Source organism: Pseudomonas sp. Irchel 3A18, from assembly GCF_900187465.1.
GTDB lineage: Bacteria > Pseudomonadota > Gammaproteobacteria > Pseudomonadales > Pseudomonadaceae > Aquipseudomonas > Aquipseudomonas cichorii.
On the sequence record NZ_FYDI01000028.1, the window covers coordinates 1 to 15,468 of the forward strand.

13 protein-coding genes and 3 pseudogenes are annotated in these 15,468 nt (G+C 57.3%); 9 read left to right on the top strand and 7 right to left on the bottom strand.

The genetic code is table 11. The features are described 5' to 3' along the window. Positions 1-201: 201 nt before the first annotated feature. Complete coding sequence (locus CKW23_RS25935) at positions 202-1,911, bottom strand: J domain-containing protein (protein WP_122320813.1); 1,710 nt, start codon at positions 1,909-1,911, stop codon at positions 202-204. A gap of 188 nt (positions 1,912-2,099) precedes the next feature. On the opposite strand from CKW23_RS25935, the pseudogene CKW23_RS27375 reads away from it, so the two are divergent. Both CKW23_RS27375 and CKW23_RS27380 read left to right on the top strand, forming a co-directional pair. Next, positions 2,100-2,828, top strand: a pseudogene (locus CKW23_RS27375) (MCP four helix bundle domain-containing protein); the annotation flags it as partial. Between the two features lie 306 nt (positions 2,829-3,134). Then, a pseudogene (locus tag CKW23_RS27380) lies at positions 3,135-3,731 on the top strand (methyl-accepting chemotaxis protein); the annotation flags it as partial. A gap of 51 nt (positions 3,732-3,782) precedes the next feature. Here the strand turns inward: CKW23_RS27380 and CKW23_RS25945 are convergent. Further along, a complete protein-coding gene (locus CKW23_RS25945) occupies positions 3,783-4,691 on the bottom strand; it encodes a LysR family transcriptional regulator (RefSeq protein ID WP_025259084.1) in 909 nt (302 codons plus the stop codon). A gap of 228 nt (positions 4,692-4,919) precedes the next feature. Between CKW23_RS25945 and CKW23_RS25950 the strand changes: the two genes are divergently transcribed. Then, entirely contained in the window at positions 4,920-6,338 is a 1,419-nt protein-coding gene (locus tag CKW23_RS25950; protein ID WP_025259083.1) for a coniferyl aldehyde dehydrogenase, read from the top strand. Positions 6,339-6,425: 87 nt separating this feature from the next. Continuing rightward, positions 6,426-7,103, top strand: coding sequence for a type 1 glutamine amidotransferase domain-containing protein (locus CKW23_RS25955; RefSeq protein ID WP_025259082.1), 678 nt, complete (start codon positions 6,426-6,428; stop codon positions 7,101-7,103). A 62-nt stretch (positions 7,104-7,165) separates the two neighbouring features. Here CKW23_RS25955 and CKW23_RS25960 read toward each other — a convergent pair whose 3' ends face one another. Then, a complete protein-coding gene (locus tag CKW23_RS25960; protein ID WP_025259081.1) occupies positions 7,166-8,050 on the bottom strand; it encodes an arginase family protein in 885 nt (294 codons plus the stop codon). 144 nt (positions 8,051-8,194) lie between these two features. Here CKW23_RS25960 and CKW23_RS25965 point away from each other — a divergent pair, with 144 nt between their 5' ends. Beyond that, positions 8,195-9,085 (top strand): LysR family transcriptional regulator, encoded by an 891-nt coding sequence (locus CKW23_RS25965; protein WP_025259080.1) that lies wholly within the window; start codon positions 8,195-8,197, stop codon positions 9,083-9,085. A gap of 10 nt (positions 9,086-9,095) precedes the next feature. Here CKW23_RS25965 and CKW23_RS25970 read toward each other — a convergent pair whose 3' ends face one another. After that, the gene (locus CKW23_RS25970) at positions 9,096-9,626 is read right to left on the bottom strand and encodes a glyoxalase superfamily protein (RefSeq protein ID WP_025259079.1); all 531 of its coding nucleotides are present in this window, start codon (positions 9,624-9,626) and stop codon (positions 9,096-9,098) included. A 178-nt stretch (positions 9,627-9,804) separates the two neighbouring features. Further along, a complete protein-coding gene (locus CKW23_RS25975) occupies positions 9,805-10,068 on the bottom strand; it encodes a DUF2798 domain-containing protein (RefSeq protein ID WP_095068678.1) in 264 nt (87 codons plus the stop codon). A 128-nt stretch (positions 10,069-10,196) separates the two neighbouring features. Here CKW23_RS25975 and CKW23_RS25980 point away from each other — a divergent pair, with 128 nt between their 5' ends. Continuing rightward, complete coding sequence (locus CKW23_RS25980; protein WP_095068679.1) at positions 10,197-11,129, top strand: LysR family transcriptional regulator; 933 nt, start codon at positions 10,197-10,199, stop codon at positions 11,127-11,129. Here CKW23_RS25980 and CKW23_RS25985 read toward each other — a convergent pair. Both CKW23_RS25985 and CKW23_RS25990 read right to left on the bottom strand, forming a co-directional pair. Further along, positions 11,111-11,698, bottom strand: coding sequence for a glutathione S-transferase family protein (locus CKW23_RS25985; RefSeq protein ID WP_025259076.1), 588 nt, complete (start codon positions 11,696-11,698; stop codon positions 11,111-11,113). The two genes, CKW23_RS25980 and CKW23_RS25985, sit on opposite strands and share 19 nt — an antisense overlap. Then, positions 11,695-12,123 carry a VOC family protein gene (locus CKW23_RS25990; RefSeq protein ID WP_095068680.1) on the bottom strand — a complete coding sequence of 143 codons (429 nt, stop codon included), beginning with the start codon at positions 12,121-12,123 and terminating at the stop codon, positions 11,695-11,697. The genes CKW23_RS25985 and CKW23_RS25990 overlap by 4 nt, the downstream gene beginning before the upstream one ends. Positions 12,124-12,236: 113 nt before the next feature. Here CKW23_RS25990 and CKW23_RS25995 point away from each other — a divergent pair, with 113 nt between their 5' ends. From CKW23_RS25995 to CKW23_RS26005, 3 genes and pseudogenes are all read left to right on the top strand, one after another. Further along, a complete protein-coding gene (locus CKW23_RS25995) occupies positions 12,237-13,139 on the top strand; it encodes a LysR family transcriptional regulator (RefSeq protein ID WP_095068681.1) in 903 nt (300 codons plus the stop codon). A gap of 171 nt (positions 13,140-13,310) precedes the next feature. Beyond that, positions 13,311-14,399, top strand: a complete 1,089-nt coding sequence (gene sfnG / locus CKW23_RS26000) for a dimethylsulfone monooxygenase SfnG (RefSeq protein WP_095068682.1) — start codon at positions 13,311-13,313, stop codon at positions 14,397-14,399. A gap of 460 nt (positions 14,400-14,859) precedes the next feature. Beyond that, positions 14,860-15,366: pseudogene (locus CKW23_RS26005) on the top strand (alcohol dehydrogenase catalytic domain-containing protein); the annotation flags it as partial. Positions 15,367-15,468 lie beyond the last annotated feature (102 nt).

The following is a 15,468-nucleotide window of genomic DNA, read 5'->3' on the forward strand; positions in this document are numbered from 1 at the left end:
AAGCGGTTATTTCAACAAGTTTCAAAGTTTCCTTTGCAACTTCAACCACTTGCGCTTCGATCAACCTCAGGTTGCTCGTCAGCGGGAGGCGAATTCTACAGGACCCGAAGGCTGTGTCAAACGCTTTTTCACAGCTTTTTCTACATATCCCGAAATACCGGGTACCTGCTTATATAGCTATATAAGCAAGCAGCCCGCCGATCACTTGCCCGCCTTCGTCTCCAGCGTCTTTTTCACCACCTCGGCGACGAACCCGCAAGCGTGAATCCTCTTCGCCCATTCACTCTGGACACACTCTTTGGAGTCGAGAGCGGTCTGACAGGCCTGTGACATTGTCCGGCGCAGGTTATCGGGGTTGCAGTCGGACTGGTAACTGCCTTGGGATGCAGCGGCTCGCTCCCTGGTGCCTCCAGGTTGTGACATGGCGAAGAAGCCAGCAGCAAGCATGCAGAAGAAAGCGCCAAGAAACACGCCTCCCAACATCATTTTCCTGGCCCGGAAGAACCGCTTCAGGGCGGCATAGGGCCTGGGATAGCGATAAGGAGCGAACGCTATCCATATCAGCGTCACGAAACAGTGAAGCGCCAACCCAAGCCCGCCGCCTTTCCACGCCATCACCCCACCCATGACAGTCAGCGGCAGTGCGTGCTGCACCACCTTGGCGTTCGCGGTCGGCCCGCTGATGACATCAGGCAGAAGACGAATACTCAGCCATTCATCCAGTGTCGCAACAACCTCACAGAGCGGGCGCCATACATACATGTACAACATAAGACCCGGAACCATCAGCAAGGGATACAGAATCAGAAACCACAGATCCTGATCCCTCTGGAAATACAGCGAAAGGCCGAACAGCAAAACAACAGGCAATGCCGCAAGCCCCAGCCAGCGCCTGACCTCAGGGGAAAAAGGCTCATGCACCCGCTTCCAGCATTCAAGATCGGCATCGGGAAAGGCCTCGAGAACACCGGGATAGCGCAGCGTCATTTGCTCGACCAGCCGCTTGCAGATAACGCGCACATTGTCATCTTCAGCCCTGGCCATTCGCCTGCGTTCGACAGCGCTATACGCCCCCAGCAACAAATGCACGGCGCGCCCCTCGGCGCTGAACGGCTTCTTACCGAGCAGACGCTGCAGGTGCCGGACAAAATCATCCTTTTCAACGCGATCAAGCAAATGCTGCCAGATAAAGGCAGGCTCTGGATGCAGGTCTTTCTTCGCATCCCAACCAAACAAGGAGCACACCTGCCCGAACAAAGTCGAACCCCAACCCGCCGTGTTGTGCAACAGAATCATGACCCAGCTCTGCAAATGCTCGCTGCGCTCCAGCGAAGCCAGCCAGGGTTGTTGACGCAGCGCCTGCAGCGCATCGATGAAACCGCCCTCCTCGCCAGCCTGCAGTTGAACCTGCAATTGGGCCTGACGGGCGTCGAGCAGGATCTGAGTCAGCCTTGCAGCCTGCTCACCATCCATAGGCACTTCTTGCCAGGGCGTCAGCCAGTTCAACTGCTGAGTCGCGGCCTGGGCCAGTTCGATCTCGCGTTCGGGATCGGCAAGACACCGCAGCAGCAATCCCAGCTCGAAGCCTTGTGCGCAACCCAGCGTCCGGGCCTGAAGGCGCAGTTCATGCAGATTGTCGACGTCGGCCTGATCAACAAGCGCCAGCCATGGCGGCGATGTATCGTGCGGAGCCGGCATCACTTGCCCGGTCGGCTCGGCAACCTCATCGTCATCGCTCTCCTCCCGATAGCGAGCAATATGCAGAGCCCGCTCATAAGCTTCCCGCAGACGCTGAAAGCCATCGACATCCTCATCAGGACGATTGCTTTTGAGCAGTCGCGCATACTGGCGCTTGATACTGCGCTCATCGGCATCGTCAGGCAGCGCCAGAACCGCCCAGCAATCACTCATCATTGCCACTCACTGCATGTGTGCCCATTGCCTGATTACCTCCTGCAGACCGTTCAAGACGCCATCATAACCGCAGACGATTAATGATTTCTGCGGCCTCATATAGATGAATTTCGTCGATTTTCTAAAGCTGAACCGCTTCAGGTCGATAGTTTCAGACTGTCAACTCCCTATCGACGGCACTTCCCATGACTTTCAGAAACCTCAACATCGCACCACGGTCATTGCTCTGCTTTGGCTTTTTTGCCTTGCTGATTACAGCACTCGGGCTGTTCTCACTGATGCAAGCCTCCAATTTGAAAGAGTCCCGGGAAACACTGCAAGACAACGTATTACCCACCGTTCAGGCAGTCGATCAGATCAAGAATGATCTTTTGACCATCCGCCTTGGCAACAGCGGCTTGCGCCTGGCGCAGGATGTCAGTGCAACCAACGCTGCGCAGCAACGTGTCACCCAGGCCCGCAGCAGCCTTGAGACAGATGTCCGCAAGCTGCAATCCCTTCTGGTCACCGATGCAGGCAAGAAGACATACGACAGCATGTCCCGCAACCTGAACAGCTATCTGGCCATACATTCACGATATCTGGAGGCCGTCTCGCAAAAACGCGAGGACGTCATCACCGCACTGACCCAGTCGAACGGTGAGATGACTCTGGCCGCCGACCTGCTGGCCAAGGACATCGCCGAGATTTCACGCCTGTCCGACCTCAAGGTCGCGGAGTCCGATGTTGCCGCCGACAACACCTACGCCCAGGCCCGCAATGTCACGATCATTGCCATTCTGGTCGCGCTTGCAGCCACGCTGGCATTGGCCGGTATCTTTACCCGCAGCCTGACCGCTCCGATTGCCAAGGCACTGGCGGTGGCCGAGCAGATTTCGGCCAATGACCTCAGCAAACCCATTGCCGTTGACGGCCAGGACGAACCGGGCCGCCTGCTGGCCGCGCTCTCGATCATGCAGCAAAACCTGCGTCGTACGCTGAGTGAACTGGGTAATTCCTCCAACCAACTGGCCTCCACTTCCGAAGAGTTGTCGGCCGTGACGGAGGACTCCCTGCGCGGTGTTCAGCGTCAGAACGATGAAATCAACCAGGCAGCCACTGCAATCAATCAGATGAGTGCAGCGGTCGAAGAGGTCGCTCACAACGCGGTACTGGCCTCGACTGCCGCACAGGACTCCAGCAAGTCAGCAGAAAATGGCCGCAGGCGCGTGAACGAAACCGTCAGTGCGATCAACGAACTGCATGAGTCGGTTGGCACCACCGCCGTTGAAATCGATGGCCTGGCCGTCGAAGTGCAAAGCATCAGCGGGGTTCTGGATGTGATTCGCGGCATCGCCGACCAGACCAACCTGCTGGCGCTGAACGCCGCCATCGAAGCAGCACGGGCGGGTGAAGCCGGTCGTGGTTTTGCGGTGGTTGCCGATGAAGTCCGGGCACTGGCTCATCGCACCCAGCAGTCGACTGCCGAGATCGAAAAAATGATTTCGTCCATTCAGGGCGGCGCCAGCAAGGCCGTAAGCGCCATGGGACACAGCAGCGAGCAGGCTCGCGCCAGTCTCGAAGTTGCCCAGGCGGCAGGTCATGCGCTGGCGGAAATCACGGCAGCCATCGTGCAGATCAACGAGCGCAACACGAGCATCGCTTCGGCCACCGAGCAACAGGCGCAAGTGGCTCGTGAAGTGGATCGCAACCTGACCAGCATCCGCGACCTCTCGACTCAAAACGCCACAGGCGCCAATCAGACTTCAGCTGCCAGCGCAGAGCTGTCGCAACTGGCTGTCGGCCTTAATCAACTGGTGTTGCAGTTCCGGATGTAAGCTCGACCTTGAAACGCTGGCCGCCGGACACATACTCAACAAGCGGCCAGCTCATTCCTCCCCGGTTTTTTGCCGATCAGCCCGCAACCGCCACAACAGGGATTGTCTGGCATGGGCTACACGCGGTTGACGCAAGGCGCTGGGGATCCATAGCAAATAATATTCGCGACTGGACGGGCCAATCGGGGCCGGTATTTCCTGCAACTCACCCCGCGCAATGTAAGGCCCGCATAAATAAGCCGGTAACGCGCTCCAGCCAAACCCTTCCTTGAGCAGATTGCACAGGCTGCGCAAATCCTGCCCCACCATGGCCGGCATCAGTTTCGGCGCGTCTATCCGGTTCACCTCCAGCCAGCCATCGATAAGCGGCAAGTCCAGGTTGTAGGCAAGCACCGGCTCTTCCAGCAATGCCTGTTTGAAGTCCGGCGCACTTGCAAGACGCTGAACCACCGAAGGCGCAGCCACCGCCAACACGTCATCGACAAACATCAGTTCACTGCGCAGGCGCTTATTATTGGGCGGCGCGGCGGAAATCCCGAGATCGCAGTGGCCTTCGATCAGCATATGCGTGATCGATTCCTGATTGCCGCTCTGCATCCTGATACGAATGCCGACCTCAAGCAAAGGCAGCAATTGCCTGGCAACCACTTCAGCCAGAACATCGGCATGCCCAATGATCTGCAACGCACCAGCCAACTCTACCGAACGCGCCCTGGCCGATGACAGCGCAGCTTCCGCTGCATCCAGCTTGTCACCGATATCCGCCGCCAGTTCATCCGCTGCGGACGTAGGCTCGACACCCCGCGACTGACGCTCGAACAGGCTCCTGCCGATCGCCGCCTCGAGCCCGGAAATATGCTGCGACACCGCAGGCTGAGTCAGGCTCAAGGTCCGCGCCGCGCCACTGATCGAGCGCTGCCGGTAAACCTCGATAAAGGTCCTCAAACGAACAAGAGACATACATATCCCATAAATTATTTTATGACGGTGCAAAAAAGCCGTTGTTATACATCAGGCCTGGGTGCCCATAAGATAGCCACATCGCTTGAGAAAAGCGCTCATGAACGACGAAATGACTGACCTGTACCGAACATTTTTTTATACCAGATCAAATAGACCCATGTTGGTCGATCTGCATGTTCAGCTCAGCGTCATCCACACCACGTCCGTAGCCAAGGAGCAGAAACCATGCCTTTCCAGCCAGACACCAAAGAATTGAAAGCCCTGTTGCTGAACATGAAACGTGCCCACACAGCGGCAGGTCCTGCTGATGCGAAGCTGCGTCAGGACCGCTTGATACGTGGCGCCAAACTGCTCAGCGACAACCATGAAGCCATTGGCAAAGCCATCAATGCCGACTTCGGTAATCGCAGCCTTTACCAGTCACTGATGGCTGATACCGTCATGACGGTAAAAATGCTCCAGCACTCTGCCGAGCATGTGGCCGAGTGGATGAAACCTGAACAGGTTGCTGCTCCCGGGCCAGGCATGCAGGCCTGGATTCAGCAACAGCCTCTAGGCGTTGTGGGCGTCATCAGCCCCTGGAATTTCCCGATCAACCTGTCATTCGGCCCACTGGCCGGTGTGTTTGCAGCCGGCAATACCGCCATGCTCAAACCATCCGAGCTGACGCCCAGAACCTCCGAGCTGCTGGCAGAACTGATCGCAGGCTACTTCGACCCACTGGAACTGGCAGTGGTATTGGGTGATGCCGATCTGGGCGCCTCGTTCAGCGGACTGCCTTTCGATCACCTGGTCTTTACCGGCAGCACCACGGTGGGACGTCATGTGATGCGGGCTGCGGCTGAAAATCTCGTCCCGGTTACCCTTGAACTGGGCGGCAAGTCGCCTGTTGTGGTGGATGAGGACTTCGATATCCGCACGGCAATAGAACGCACCCTGACGATCAAAACGTTCAATGCTGGCCAGATCTGCCTGTCACCGGACTACATGATGATTCCGAAGTCGCAGGTCGAGGCACTGACCGCCGCTGGCAAAAGCTTCGTTACCAACAGTTTCCCGAGCATCCAGAGCAATCAGGAATACACGTCCATCATCAGCCAGCGTCACTATGAACGCCTCGTGGGCCTGATCGATGATGCGCGCAGCAAAGGTGCAACCATCGTCAATCTGGCGCCGGAAGGTGAACCGGGCTTCGATGCCAAGACACGCAAGATCGCGCCTCACCTGCTGCTGGATGTGAACGATGACATGCAGGTCATGCAGGAAGAGATTTTCGGCCCGCTGCTACCGGTCAAGACCTACACCGACCGCGCCGAGCCGGTGGCCTACATCAATGCCAACCCGCGCCCGCTGGCGGCCTATTACTTCGGCAATGACAGCGAACGACAGCACGCCTTTGCACTCCAAACCACTTCAGGCGCGCTGGTGGTCAACGATGTGATGAGCCATGTGTCCATCGACACCCTGCCGTTTGGTGGAGTAGGAGCATCGGGTATCGGCGCTTACCATGGCGTCCACGGTTTCAGACGCTTTACCCATGCCAAACCTGTCGTCATCCAGAGTGAAGACGGCGCTGCAAACCTGCGAATGCGCGCACCTTATGGCGACAAATCGGCACCGCTGGAAGCCTTCCTGAAAGGCTGACCGTCACTTGCAATGAAGACAATGCGCAGGCCATCAACCTGACAGCCTGCGCCTCACCTGACTCATGGACATTACGAGGAAACTGCAATGAAAATCCTGATGGTACTGACCTCTCACGATCAACTGGGCAACACCGGCAAGAAAACCGGTTTCTGGCTCGAAGAATTCGCAGCGCCTTACTACACCTTCATCGACGCCGGTGCCGAAGTGGTGGTGGCTTCGCCTGCTGGCGGCCAGCCTCCTCTGGACCCGAAAAGCGACCTGCCGGATTTCCAGACCGAACTGACCCATCGCTTCAAGGCTGACCCGGCAGCTCAACAAGTACTGGCGACCACCGTGAAGCTGGACAGCGTCAGCCAGCAGGATTTCGACACGGTTTTCTATCCAGGCGGCCACGGCCCGCTCTGGGACCTGGCAGAGTCGAAGCGTTCCATCGAACTGATCGAGTCCTTTGAGCGCGCCAACAAGCCAATCGGTTTCGTCTGCCATGCGCCAGGCGTATTGCGTCACGTCAAGGCTGCCAATGGCGAGCCGTTGATCAAAGGCCGTCGCGTCACCGGCTTTACCAATGGCGAGGAAGAAGCGGTAGAACTGACCGATGTCGTCCCCTTCCTCATCGAAGATGAGTTCATCGCCCTGGGCGGCCTCTATGAGAAAGGTCCCGACTGGCAGCCCTACCTGGTTGAAGACGGCAAGCTGGTGACTGGCCAGAACCCGGCCAGCTCGGAAGCCGTCGCCAAGGCGTTGCTGAAACAACTGGCGTAAGCCTTTGCAGAAAAACGGGGGAGTCAGGCTGATAAGGCGTGGCTCCCCGTTTTTTTATGGACTCAGGCTGACTTGCCGATCAACGGCAATCTGGCAAGCATGTTTTTCATGGCCAGCGCATCCCATGGAAGGTGCTCGGTAATCCCCAGTCCCACCACATCGGCTACCTCAGCCATGTCTCCCAGCAACTGAACGACCTGCTCGATGGTCAGTTCGCCCTGCGCAACGCCCTCGAAGGTTCCTGCTGCAATGTCGGGTCTGGCGAACAGCAGAGCCCGAAAAAAGGCAGGGTCCAGAGCATCCAGATCAAAGTGAATTGCCAGGTGCTTCGCGCCGGTGGATTTGAACCACTCGACTACAGGCTGGCTGCCTTTTCGAGCCAGTTGTTCGGGGCCGACGTTTTGCAACCCCAGTCGCAACATCTCGGCGGATTCCCACTCATTAGGGTCGTGCAGGCCAACGTACATGACATGACCGGGCTTGACGGGGCGGGCTACCGCTTTGACGAAGTCGGGGTCCCCGTTGCCCAGCAAATTACCGAGCACCATCGCGTGGGCATGGGGGAACTGTTGCGGCGTCATGATATCCGGGTGGGCATCGACCCAAAGCACCGCCAGGTCGCCAGCGTAACGTTCATTGAGATAGGCAAAAGGCGCGAGATCCACAAGACAATCACCGCCCAGCACGACAAGGCGATCCGGCTGATGCTTGTCGATCAAGGCTCGCGCAGCATGCAACTGAGTCAGCAGTGCATGACGAGCAACAATCCCGTCTTCGAGCGGCAGCGTTGACTCATCCGGCTCCGCCACAGGCACTTCCTCGATCGGGCCGTTATGCTCCGGGGCCAGCCAGGCCAGAAGCCGGGAACCGAAATGGTAAGGAGGGTTGTTACCACCCTGCCATTGCGGGAATAGCAATCGCAAGCTCTTGTCGGTGGGCGCAGACATGGGGGTTTCCTTGAATGAGGGGATCAGCAGTGTCGCAGGAGGGTGCCAATGGCTTGGCACCAAGAAGAGTCGCTGTACTTTATTGAGTTACAAAACGGAGATATACAGGCTTATAGTTGACGCTTTGTTGCACAGATTGAGCATATGGATCGACTAACCGCAGCGAAGGTATTTCTGGAAACGGTGGCACGCGGCAGCATCTCGGCGGCGGCTACGCACCTGGGCATGTCCCGCGCCATGGCGACTCGCTATATCGGCGTGATGGAGGAATGGGCAGAAGCTCGTTTACTGCACAGAACCACACGCAAACTCAGCCTGACCGCCGCAGGAGAACAACTGCTGCCCACCTGCAAAAACCTGGTGGCCTTGTCGCAGGACGTAAACACACTGGGAACACAAACGGAAAACGCCCCCAAGGGGTTACTGCGTGTCACGGCGTCTTCAATCTTCGCGGAATACTGCCTGACCGACGCACTGATGGAGTTTCTTCAGCGTTATCCGGCTGTAACCATTGATCTGCAGATCGTGGATCGCACGACTAACCTGGCTGAGGACGGGGTTGATCTGGCCATTCGAGTGACCAATCACCTCGACCCGAACGTGATCGCGAAAAAGCTGGGCCAGGTGCGCTCATTCATCTGCGCCAGCCCGGCTTATCTGGAGAAATACGGTGTTCCGGGCGAGGTGCGAGACCTACCGGCTCATAACTGCCTGACCTATGCGCATTACGGTCGCAACCTCTGGCAATTCAACGTGAATGGCGAAAACATCACGGTGCCGGTCACCGGAAATTTCAGCACCAACGAAGCCTCCATCATTGTGCGTGCTGCCTTGAGTGGAACCGGCATCGCGATGCTGCCGCACTTCGCGGCCGAACAAGCCATTCGAGAGAAACGCCTGACCCGGCTCTTCCCCGAGTCCCGGGTCGAACCGCTTGGCATCCATGCCGTGTATTTGTCCCGCCAGCGCATGCCCAATGCGCTGAGGACATTGATCGACTTTCTATCCGAACGGCTTGCGGGCCAGCCGGAGTGAGCCGGCGCTATCAACTCTGGCAAAAACGAATCCGGTTACCGAACGGATCATGTATTTCCAGGACCTTTCCCCAGCCTTGCTCAACAATATCCGGACGACCGTATCCGTAGCGCTTGGCGAGTAATTCATCGCGAAGCAGCTCGATATTGTGCATGGGGACAAAAATCGTTGCGCCGGGGCTTGCATCGCCATGATGCTCAGACAGATGAAGCTGCAGCCCGTCCCGGCTTATACCCAGATAGAGCGGCAGGTCTGCTTCGAAGCGGTGCTCGAATTCGACGCTGAAACCCAGGAAATCCAGATAGAACTCGCGGGCCTTGGCTTCGTCGAACATCCGCAATATCGGAATCGGCTTGTCGAAGGTGATGGCAGGTTGAGGGCTGCTCTGCGCAAGTAGCGCTGAAGCCGTGTTCCAGTCCTTGTAACCCAGTTGCTGCGCGACCAGTTCAAGTGCAGCCGAATGAGACAGCTCTTGATTGACCTCCGCCAACGAAGTGCGCAGCTTCCTGGCCATCTGCTTGACTTGCTCGATTGAAAACATCGTTCCTCCTGAGGTCGAGGCATTCTGGTGCTCGCGTTGCCAAAACTCGACCGTCGAAAGAGACGAAAGGGTTCGCAATCATGAAGCAATGCTTTCACCTTCCCTTCGGGAGCGAGCGGCGGGCAGCATCGGCCTGCGCCGAGGATAACCAAGCTGACCTATGAGCGCGAGCGTTTACTCAATGCCCGTGAACAGTCCACGCCACCAACCGGGCAACCATCGGGCGTACGACGATCACACAGAAGAAAGCCGAAGGCATTGCCACGCGGTACGCATTCATCACATTTTCCATGTAATGTTCGTTAATGCCGAATTCGGCGAAGGTGATCACGAGGCACATGAGAAACGCCATGATGGTTGCCATATAGAAAGCAAAGACATAAGGCGTCGCCCGGCTTGGGAAACGAAATCGGGCAGTATTGCTTTTGGTTCTGGCAGTCATCGATTAAGCCTCGTCAACCTTGAGTAGTGGAAGAGTGGTTAAGCTAACAAGCGGTTGTACGCACCAGTAGAGGTGCTGAGCTTGAATCATTATTAAGCAAAACCAACGAATGGAATGACAAGTATCCGATGGACATTCTGGGTTTGATCAACAGCTTCATCCGCGTGGTAGAAACCGGCAGCATCGCAGCGGCAGCCCGTGCCCTGGGCATGAGTGCAGCCGCCGTCAGCCAGAGCATCACGCGACTCGAAACACATTTGGGCGTGCGCCTGCTTTCGCGCACCACCCGCAGGATGGCGCTGACCGAAAGCGGCCAGCGTTATTTCGAGAAAGTCCGCCACATCCCCCGTGATATCGATCTTGCTTCACACGCCGCGACCGTCGCCACCGAACCTCAGGGGCCGCTGTGCATCGCCACCACAGCAGCCTTTGGTCGCCATGTACTCGCGCCGCTGATCCCAGCATTCAAAGCCGCACACCCGCGTATCGATATCGAACTGATCAGCACCGACCGGCGCGTCGATCATCGTCTGGAAGGCGTCGACGTCAGTATCCGCATCGAGGCACAACTGAGCGACGGACTGGTTGCCCGCCGCATCGCGTCACTCCCGTTCATATTCTGCGCATCGCCCGCCTACCTCGACCGTGCCGGCGTGCCCACCACCCTCGAAGACCTGAAACAGCATACCTGCCTGGTCTTTCGCTACCCAACCGACGGGCGTTTTCTGCCCTGGAACTTCATGGTCAACGACAAGCGTGTCGAAGCCAGGGTCAACCCCGGCTTCGTCTGCGACGACATCGACATGCTGGCGCAAATCGCTGTGAATGGCGGCGGCATCGTACGCCTCGCCAGCTTCATCGCCCAACCCCACCTCGACAGCGGCCGCCTGCTGCCGCTGTTTGAGCCTGACAGTCGCAACACAGCCCGCGCAGAGTCAGAGCCGATGGATATTTATGCATGCGTTGCCGAGCGGTCTGCATTGAATGCGAAGGTGCGGGCGTTTATCGAGTTTCTCGAAAAGGCACTGCAAACCCCACCTGCTCAAGGCTTGGGCAGATAACCCGGCAAGGCTTCTATCCGCTCCATCCAGCGCGCAATGTTTGCATAGGGCGCAAGATCCACGCCGCCTTCGGGGGCGAGTACGACATAGGGATACACCGCGCAATCGGCAATCGAGGGACGACCGATTGCCAGCCAGTCGTGGTTTTCCAGGTGTTTGTCGAGTATCGAGAGGGCAACGGTCGATCTCGCCAGAGCATCCGCTTTGTCCAGCTCCGCACCAAACTTCTGCACCAGTCGCGCAGCGCAAAGGCTGTGCTGTACCTCGTTGGAGGCAAACGAGAGCCATTGGACAATATCGGCCTGACCTTGCGGATGAGCCGGCCACCAGGCCAGACCACCGTATTGGCCAGCGAGATAAACCAGAATGGCCTGCGAATCGCGGATGACGTACGAACCGTCCTCCAGAACCGGTAGCTGCCCCAGTGGATTCATGTCTGAAAGAGGCGGCTTCTTGTGCTCTCCCGCCAGAAAATCGACTGCAACCACTTCAAGCCCGATATTGGCCAGCGCAGCAAATAGCCGCACTTTGTAGCAGTTGCCTGACACATCCAGATCGTAAAGCTTCATTGGGTTTCTCCATCGACGAGTTGATTGAATTCAAGAACATTGCCATCGGGATCGCGGATAAAAAGTGCGACTCTTCTCGGCCCGATGTGATGCGGCCCCTGGGTGATCACAATCCCCTGCTCGTCCAGCCAGGTCTGAAAGACCTCAAGGTCATCAACGATAAAGGCAGGGTGCGTCATGCCAGGCAACTTTATCGGGGCATCCAGCAGGACGTTGTGAGCATCAGGAACACGCGTACCATTGAAGATGAGGTTGATACGAACGCCGTCCGGGCTGAGCATTTCGTTGGCCTCGTACAGCGGAAAACGTGCGGTCTCGATAAATCCGAGAGCCTGGTAAAAAGACAACGAGCGATTCTGGTCGCTGACACGAATTCCGATGTGATCGTATGCGAGAATCCGTGCGGGGTTGGGTCGTTGGCTCATAAGTGAAACTCCGGCTGAAAACAGTCCCTGAAGTTTCCACCGGACCGCGCGTTTCACCTATGCCGCGGACCTGACAAGACCTATGCAGTAATCGCACAAATCGAAAGGTGGCAATGGACAGGCTCAAGGCAATGGCCAACTTCGTTCGGATCGTCGACAGCGGCAGCCTGAGTTCGGCTGCGGATGTGACAGGCCAATCCGTCGCCTCGCTGGTGCGCTCGCTGGCAGCCCTGGAGCGTTACCTCGGGGTTCGCTTGCTGAACCGCAGCACCCGGCGCATGGCACTGACCGATGAAGGCGAGGAATATCTGGCCTGGAGCCGCCGCATGCTGGCGGACTTCGATGACATGGAACAGCGGCTGGAATCCCGCGACGGCATTGCCCGCGGCCTGCTTCGCCTGACTGCTCCGGTCGAGTTCGGGCAACGCTACCTGGCGCCGCTGGTAAATGCATTTCTCAAGGATCATGAGGAAATGGCGGCCGAGCTGAGCCTGAACGATCAGGTCATCCCCTTGCTCGATGAACGCCTCGATCTTGCCCTGCGCATTGGCCATCTCCCGGACTCGGCCATGGTGGCGCGCAAGGTCGGCAGCACCCGACTCGTCACCTGCGCCAGCCCGGACTACCTGCGCTCAGCTCCCACTATCGATAACCCACAATCGCTGCGGGAACATGCCTGCATCACGCCGGCCTTCCAGGGAAGACACTGGTACTTCCGTCATCGGGAAAAAGAGCTGGTTGAAGAAATCACCCCCAGGCTGGTCTGCAATCAGGTTCGAGCTGCCAGCCAGGCCTGCGTACAGGGCGTGGGCATTACCCGGCTGATGCATTACCAAGTGGCAGATGAACTGGCCGATGGTCGCCTCATCAGGATTCTTCGGGATTTCGAGCCCATGGATTTACCGATCCAACTGGTCTACCCGCACTCTTTGCAGTTGTCGCCGCGAGTGAGGGCTTTTGTTGAATGGGCGTGCCCGCAACTGGAAAGGCTGACGCCTGATCCGGACAAGGAGTAAAAGCTGCCTGGCTGTCTGCCCGGCAACATCTCATCAGCATTTATAGGTGGACCAGGACAGCGGCCTGATTTCCAGTGAATCGTAACTCACTGTAATCCATGAAAATATTCAGTGGCATGCATGCTGCACTGTCGAAACGGCCATCCACTTCGTCGTTTTCGGAGATATCTCATGAGCCACTTACCTATCAAGTTCGCCTACTGGGTTCCTAACGTCAGCGGCGGACTCGTCGTCAGCAAGATCGAGCAACGCACCAGTTGGGATATCGACTACAACCGCAAGCTCGCACAAATCGCCGAGCGCTCAGGCTTTGAATACGCCCTGACACAGATTCGCTTTACTGCCGGTTACGGTGCGGATAATCAGCACGAGTCGGTGGCATTCAGTCACGCCCTGCTGGCCTCCACCGAAAAACTGAAAGTCATCGCAGCCATCCTCCCTGGGCCATGGACACCATCAGTGGCCGCAAAGCAGTTGGCGACCATCGACCAGCTCACGGCAGGCAGAGTCGCCGTTAATATTGTCAGTGGCTGGTTCAAGGGTGAGTTTCAGGCCATCGGTGAACCGTGGCTGGAACATGACGAGCGTTACCGGCGTTCGGAAGAATTCATTCAGGCACTCAAAGGAATCTGGACCACGGACAACTTCACCTTCAAGGGCGACTTCTATCGCTTTCATGACTACACCTTGCGGCCCAAACCCATTCAACGCCCGCATCCCGAGATCTTTCAGGGCGGCAGTTCACGGGCAGCACGGGACATGGCTGCCCGTGTATCGGACTGGTACTTCACCAACGGCAATACTCTGGAAGGCATCAAGGCGCAGGTCGACGATATCCGGGCAAAGGCCGCAGCCAACGGGCATTCAGTGAAGATCGGCGTCAACGCCTTCATCATCGCCCGCGATACCGAACAAGAAGCGCGAGCGGTCTTGCAGGAAATCATCGACAAGGCCGACCCGGAAGCCGTGAATGCCTTCGGCGATGCCGCCAAACAGGCAGGCAAGGCCAGCCCCGAGGGAGAAGGCAACTGGGCCAAGTCATCCTTCAACGACCTGGTGCAGTACAACGATGGCTTCAAGACCAACCTTATCGGCACACCCCAACAGATTGCCGAACGTATCGTCGCGCTGAAAGCGATAGGCGTGGACCTGGTGCTGTCAGCGTTTCTGCATTTTCAGGAAGAGGTTGAGTATTTTGGGGAGCGGGTGTTGCCGTTGGTGAGGGAGTTGGAGGGAGTTGGGGCTTTGGAGAGGGTTTGACGGGGGATGATGTAGGCGGATCAGGGAGATCCGCCTGTAAACGCTCACAGGCCAATCACTGACGTCGCTAAACGAATGAAGGGTGGCAGCTACCGGCCTTTTACTCGCACACACCGGCAGACCCGAAGGTCTCCGACGCACAGCCGCCATGACACGACTTCGTACCGGAAAGGCATAAGGCGTGTTGCGAGTGTAAGGTTCGGATTGCTAAATCCGGCCGCTGATTTTGCAGCGAAGCGGCACATTAAATGCCGCAACTGACACACGCAAGCGGTCAGGATTTTCTAGGAAATTTCACTCAAGGGAAAGGGAAGATACCGGGGTAGAGATGGCTTTGTAGCCCTTGGCTGGCAGCCACTTTCAGCGATTTGCGGAAAGTCTTCCTCCGATTAGCTTGTTTTTGAGAAAGGCCAACGCGGATAACCTGAATCTACTCCCAGCTCCCACAAGGTAATGCCAAATGAAAGCCATTGTTTTCAAAACGCCAGGTTTGCCAATTCAAGACCCTCAATCACTGTTCGACATGGACTTGCCCAAACCAACACCCGGTGGTCGCGATCTTCTGATCGAGGTTCGGGCTATTGCGGTAAATCCGGTCGATACCAAAGTACGCGCTCGAAGCACCAGTGATCAGCCACAGGTGCTGGGCTGGGACGCAGTCGGTATCGTTCGCCAAGTGGGCGACGAGGTTTCGCTGTTTCAACCAGGTGATGAAGTGTTCTACGCCGGCGCTATTGATCGCCCCGGCACTTACAGCGAATTCCATCTGGTAGATGAGCGCATTGTCGGGCACAAGCCGCGTTCGCTGGATAATGCCAGTGCTGCCGCCTTGCCGCTGACCTCCATCACCGCGTGGGAACTGCTGTTTGACCGGCTGGGTATAGAAAAGGACGGCGGAAAAGGCCAAAACCTGCTGGTTATCGGCGCTGGCGGTGGTGTGGGTGTTGCCGCTGACCGAAAACTGACCCAGTAGAGGCTGTTCTGCCGACTGAAAACTGACCCAGGTGTTCAACTGCTTCTGCTCACTTTTTGAGCAGGAGAACACAGGGTGATCAGCATGGAAATGTTG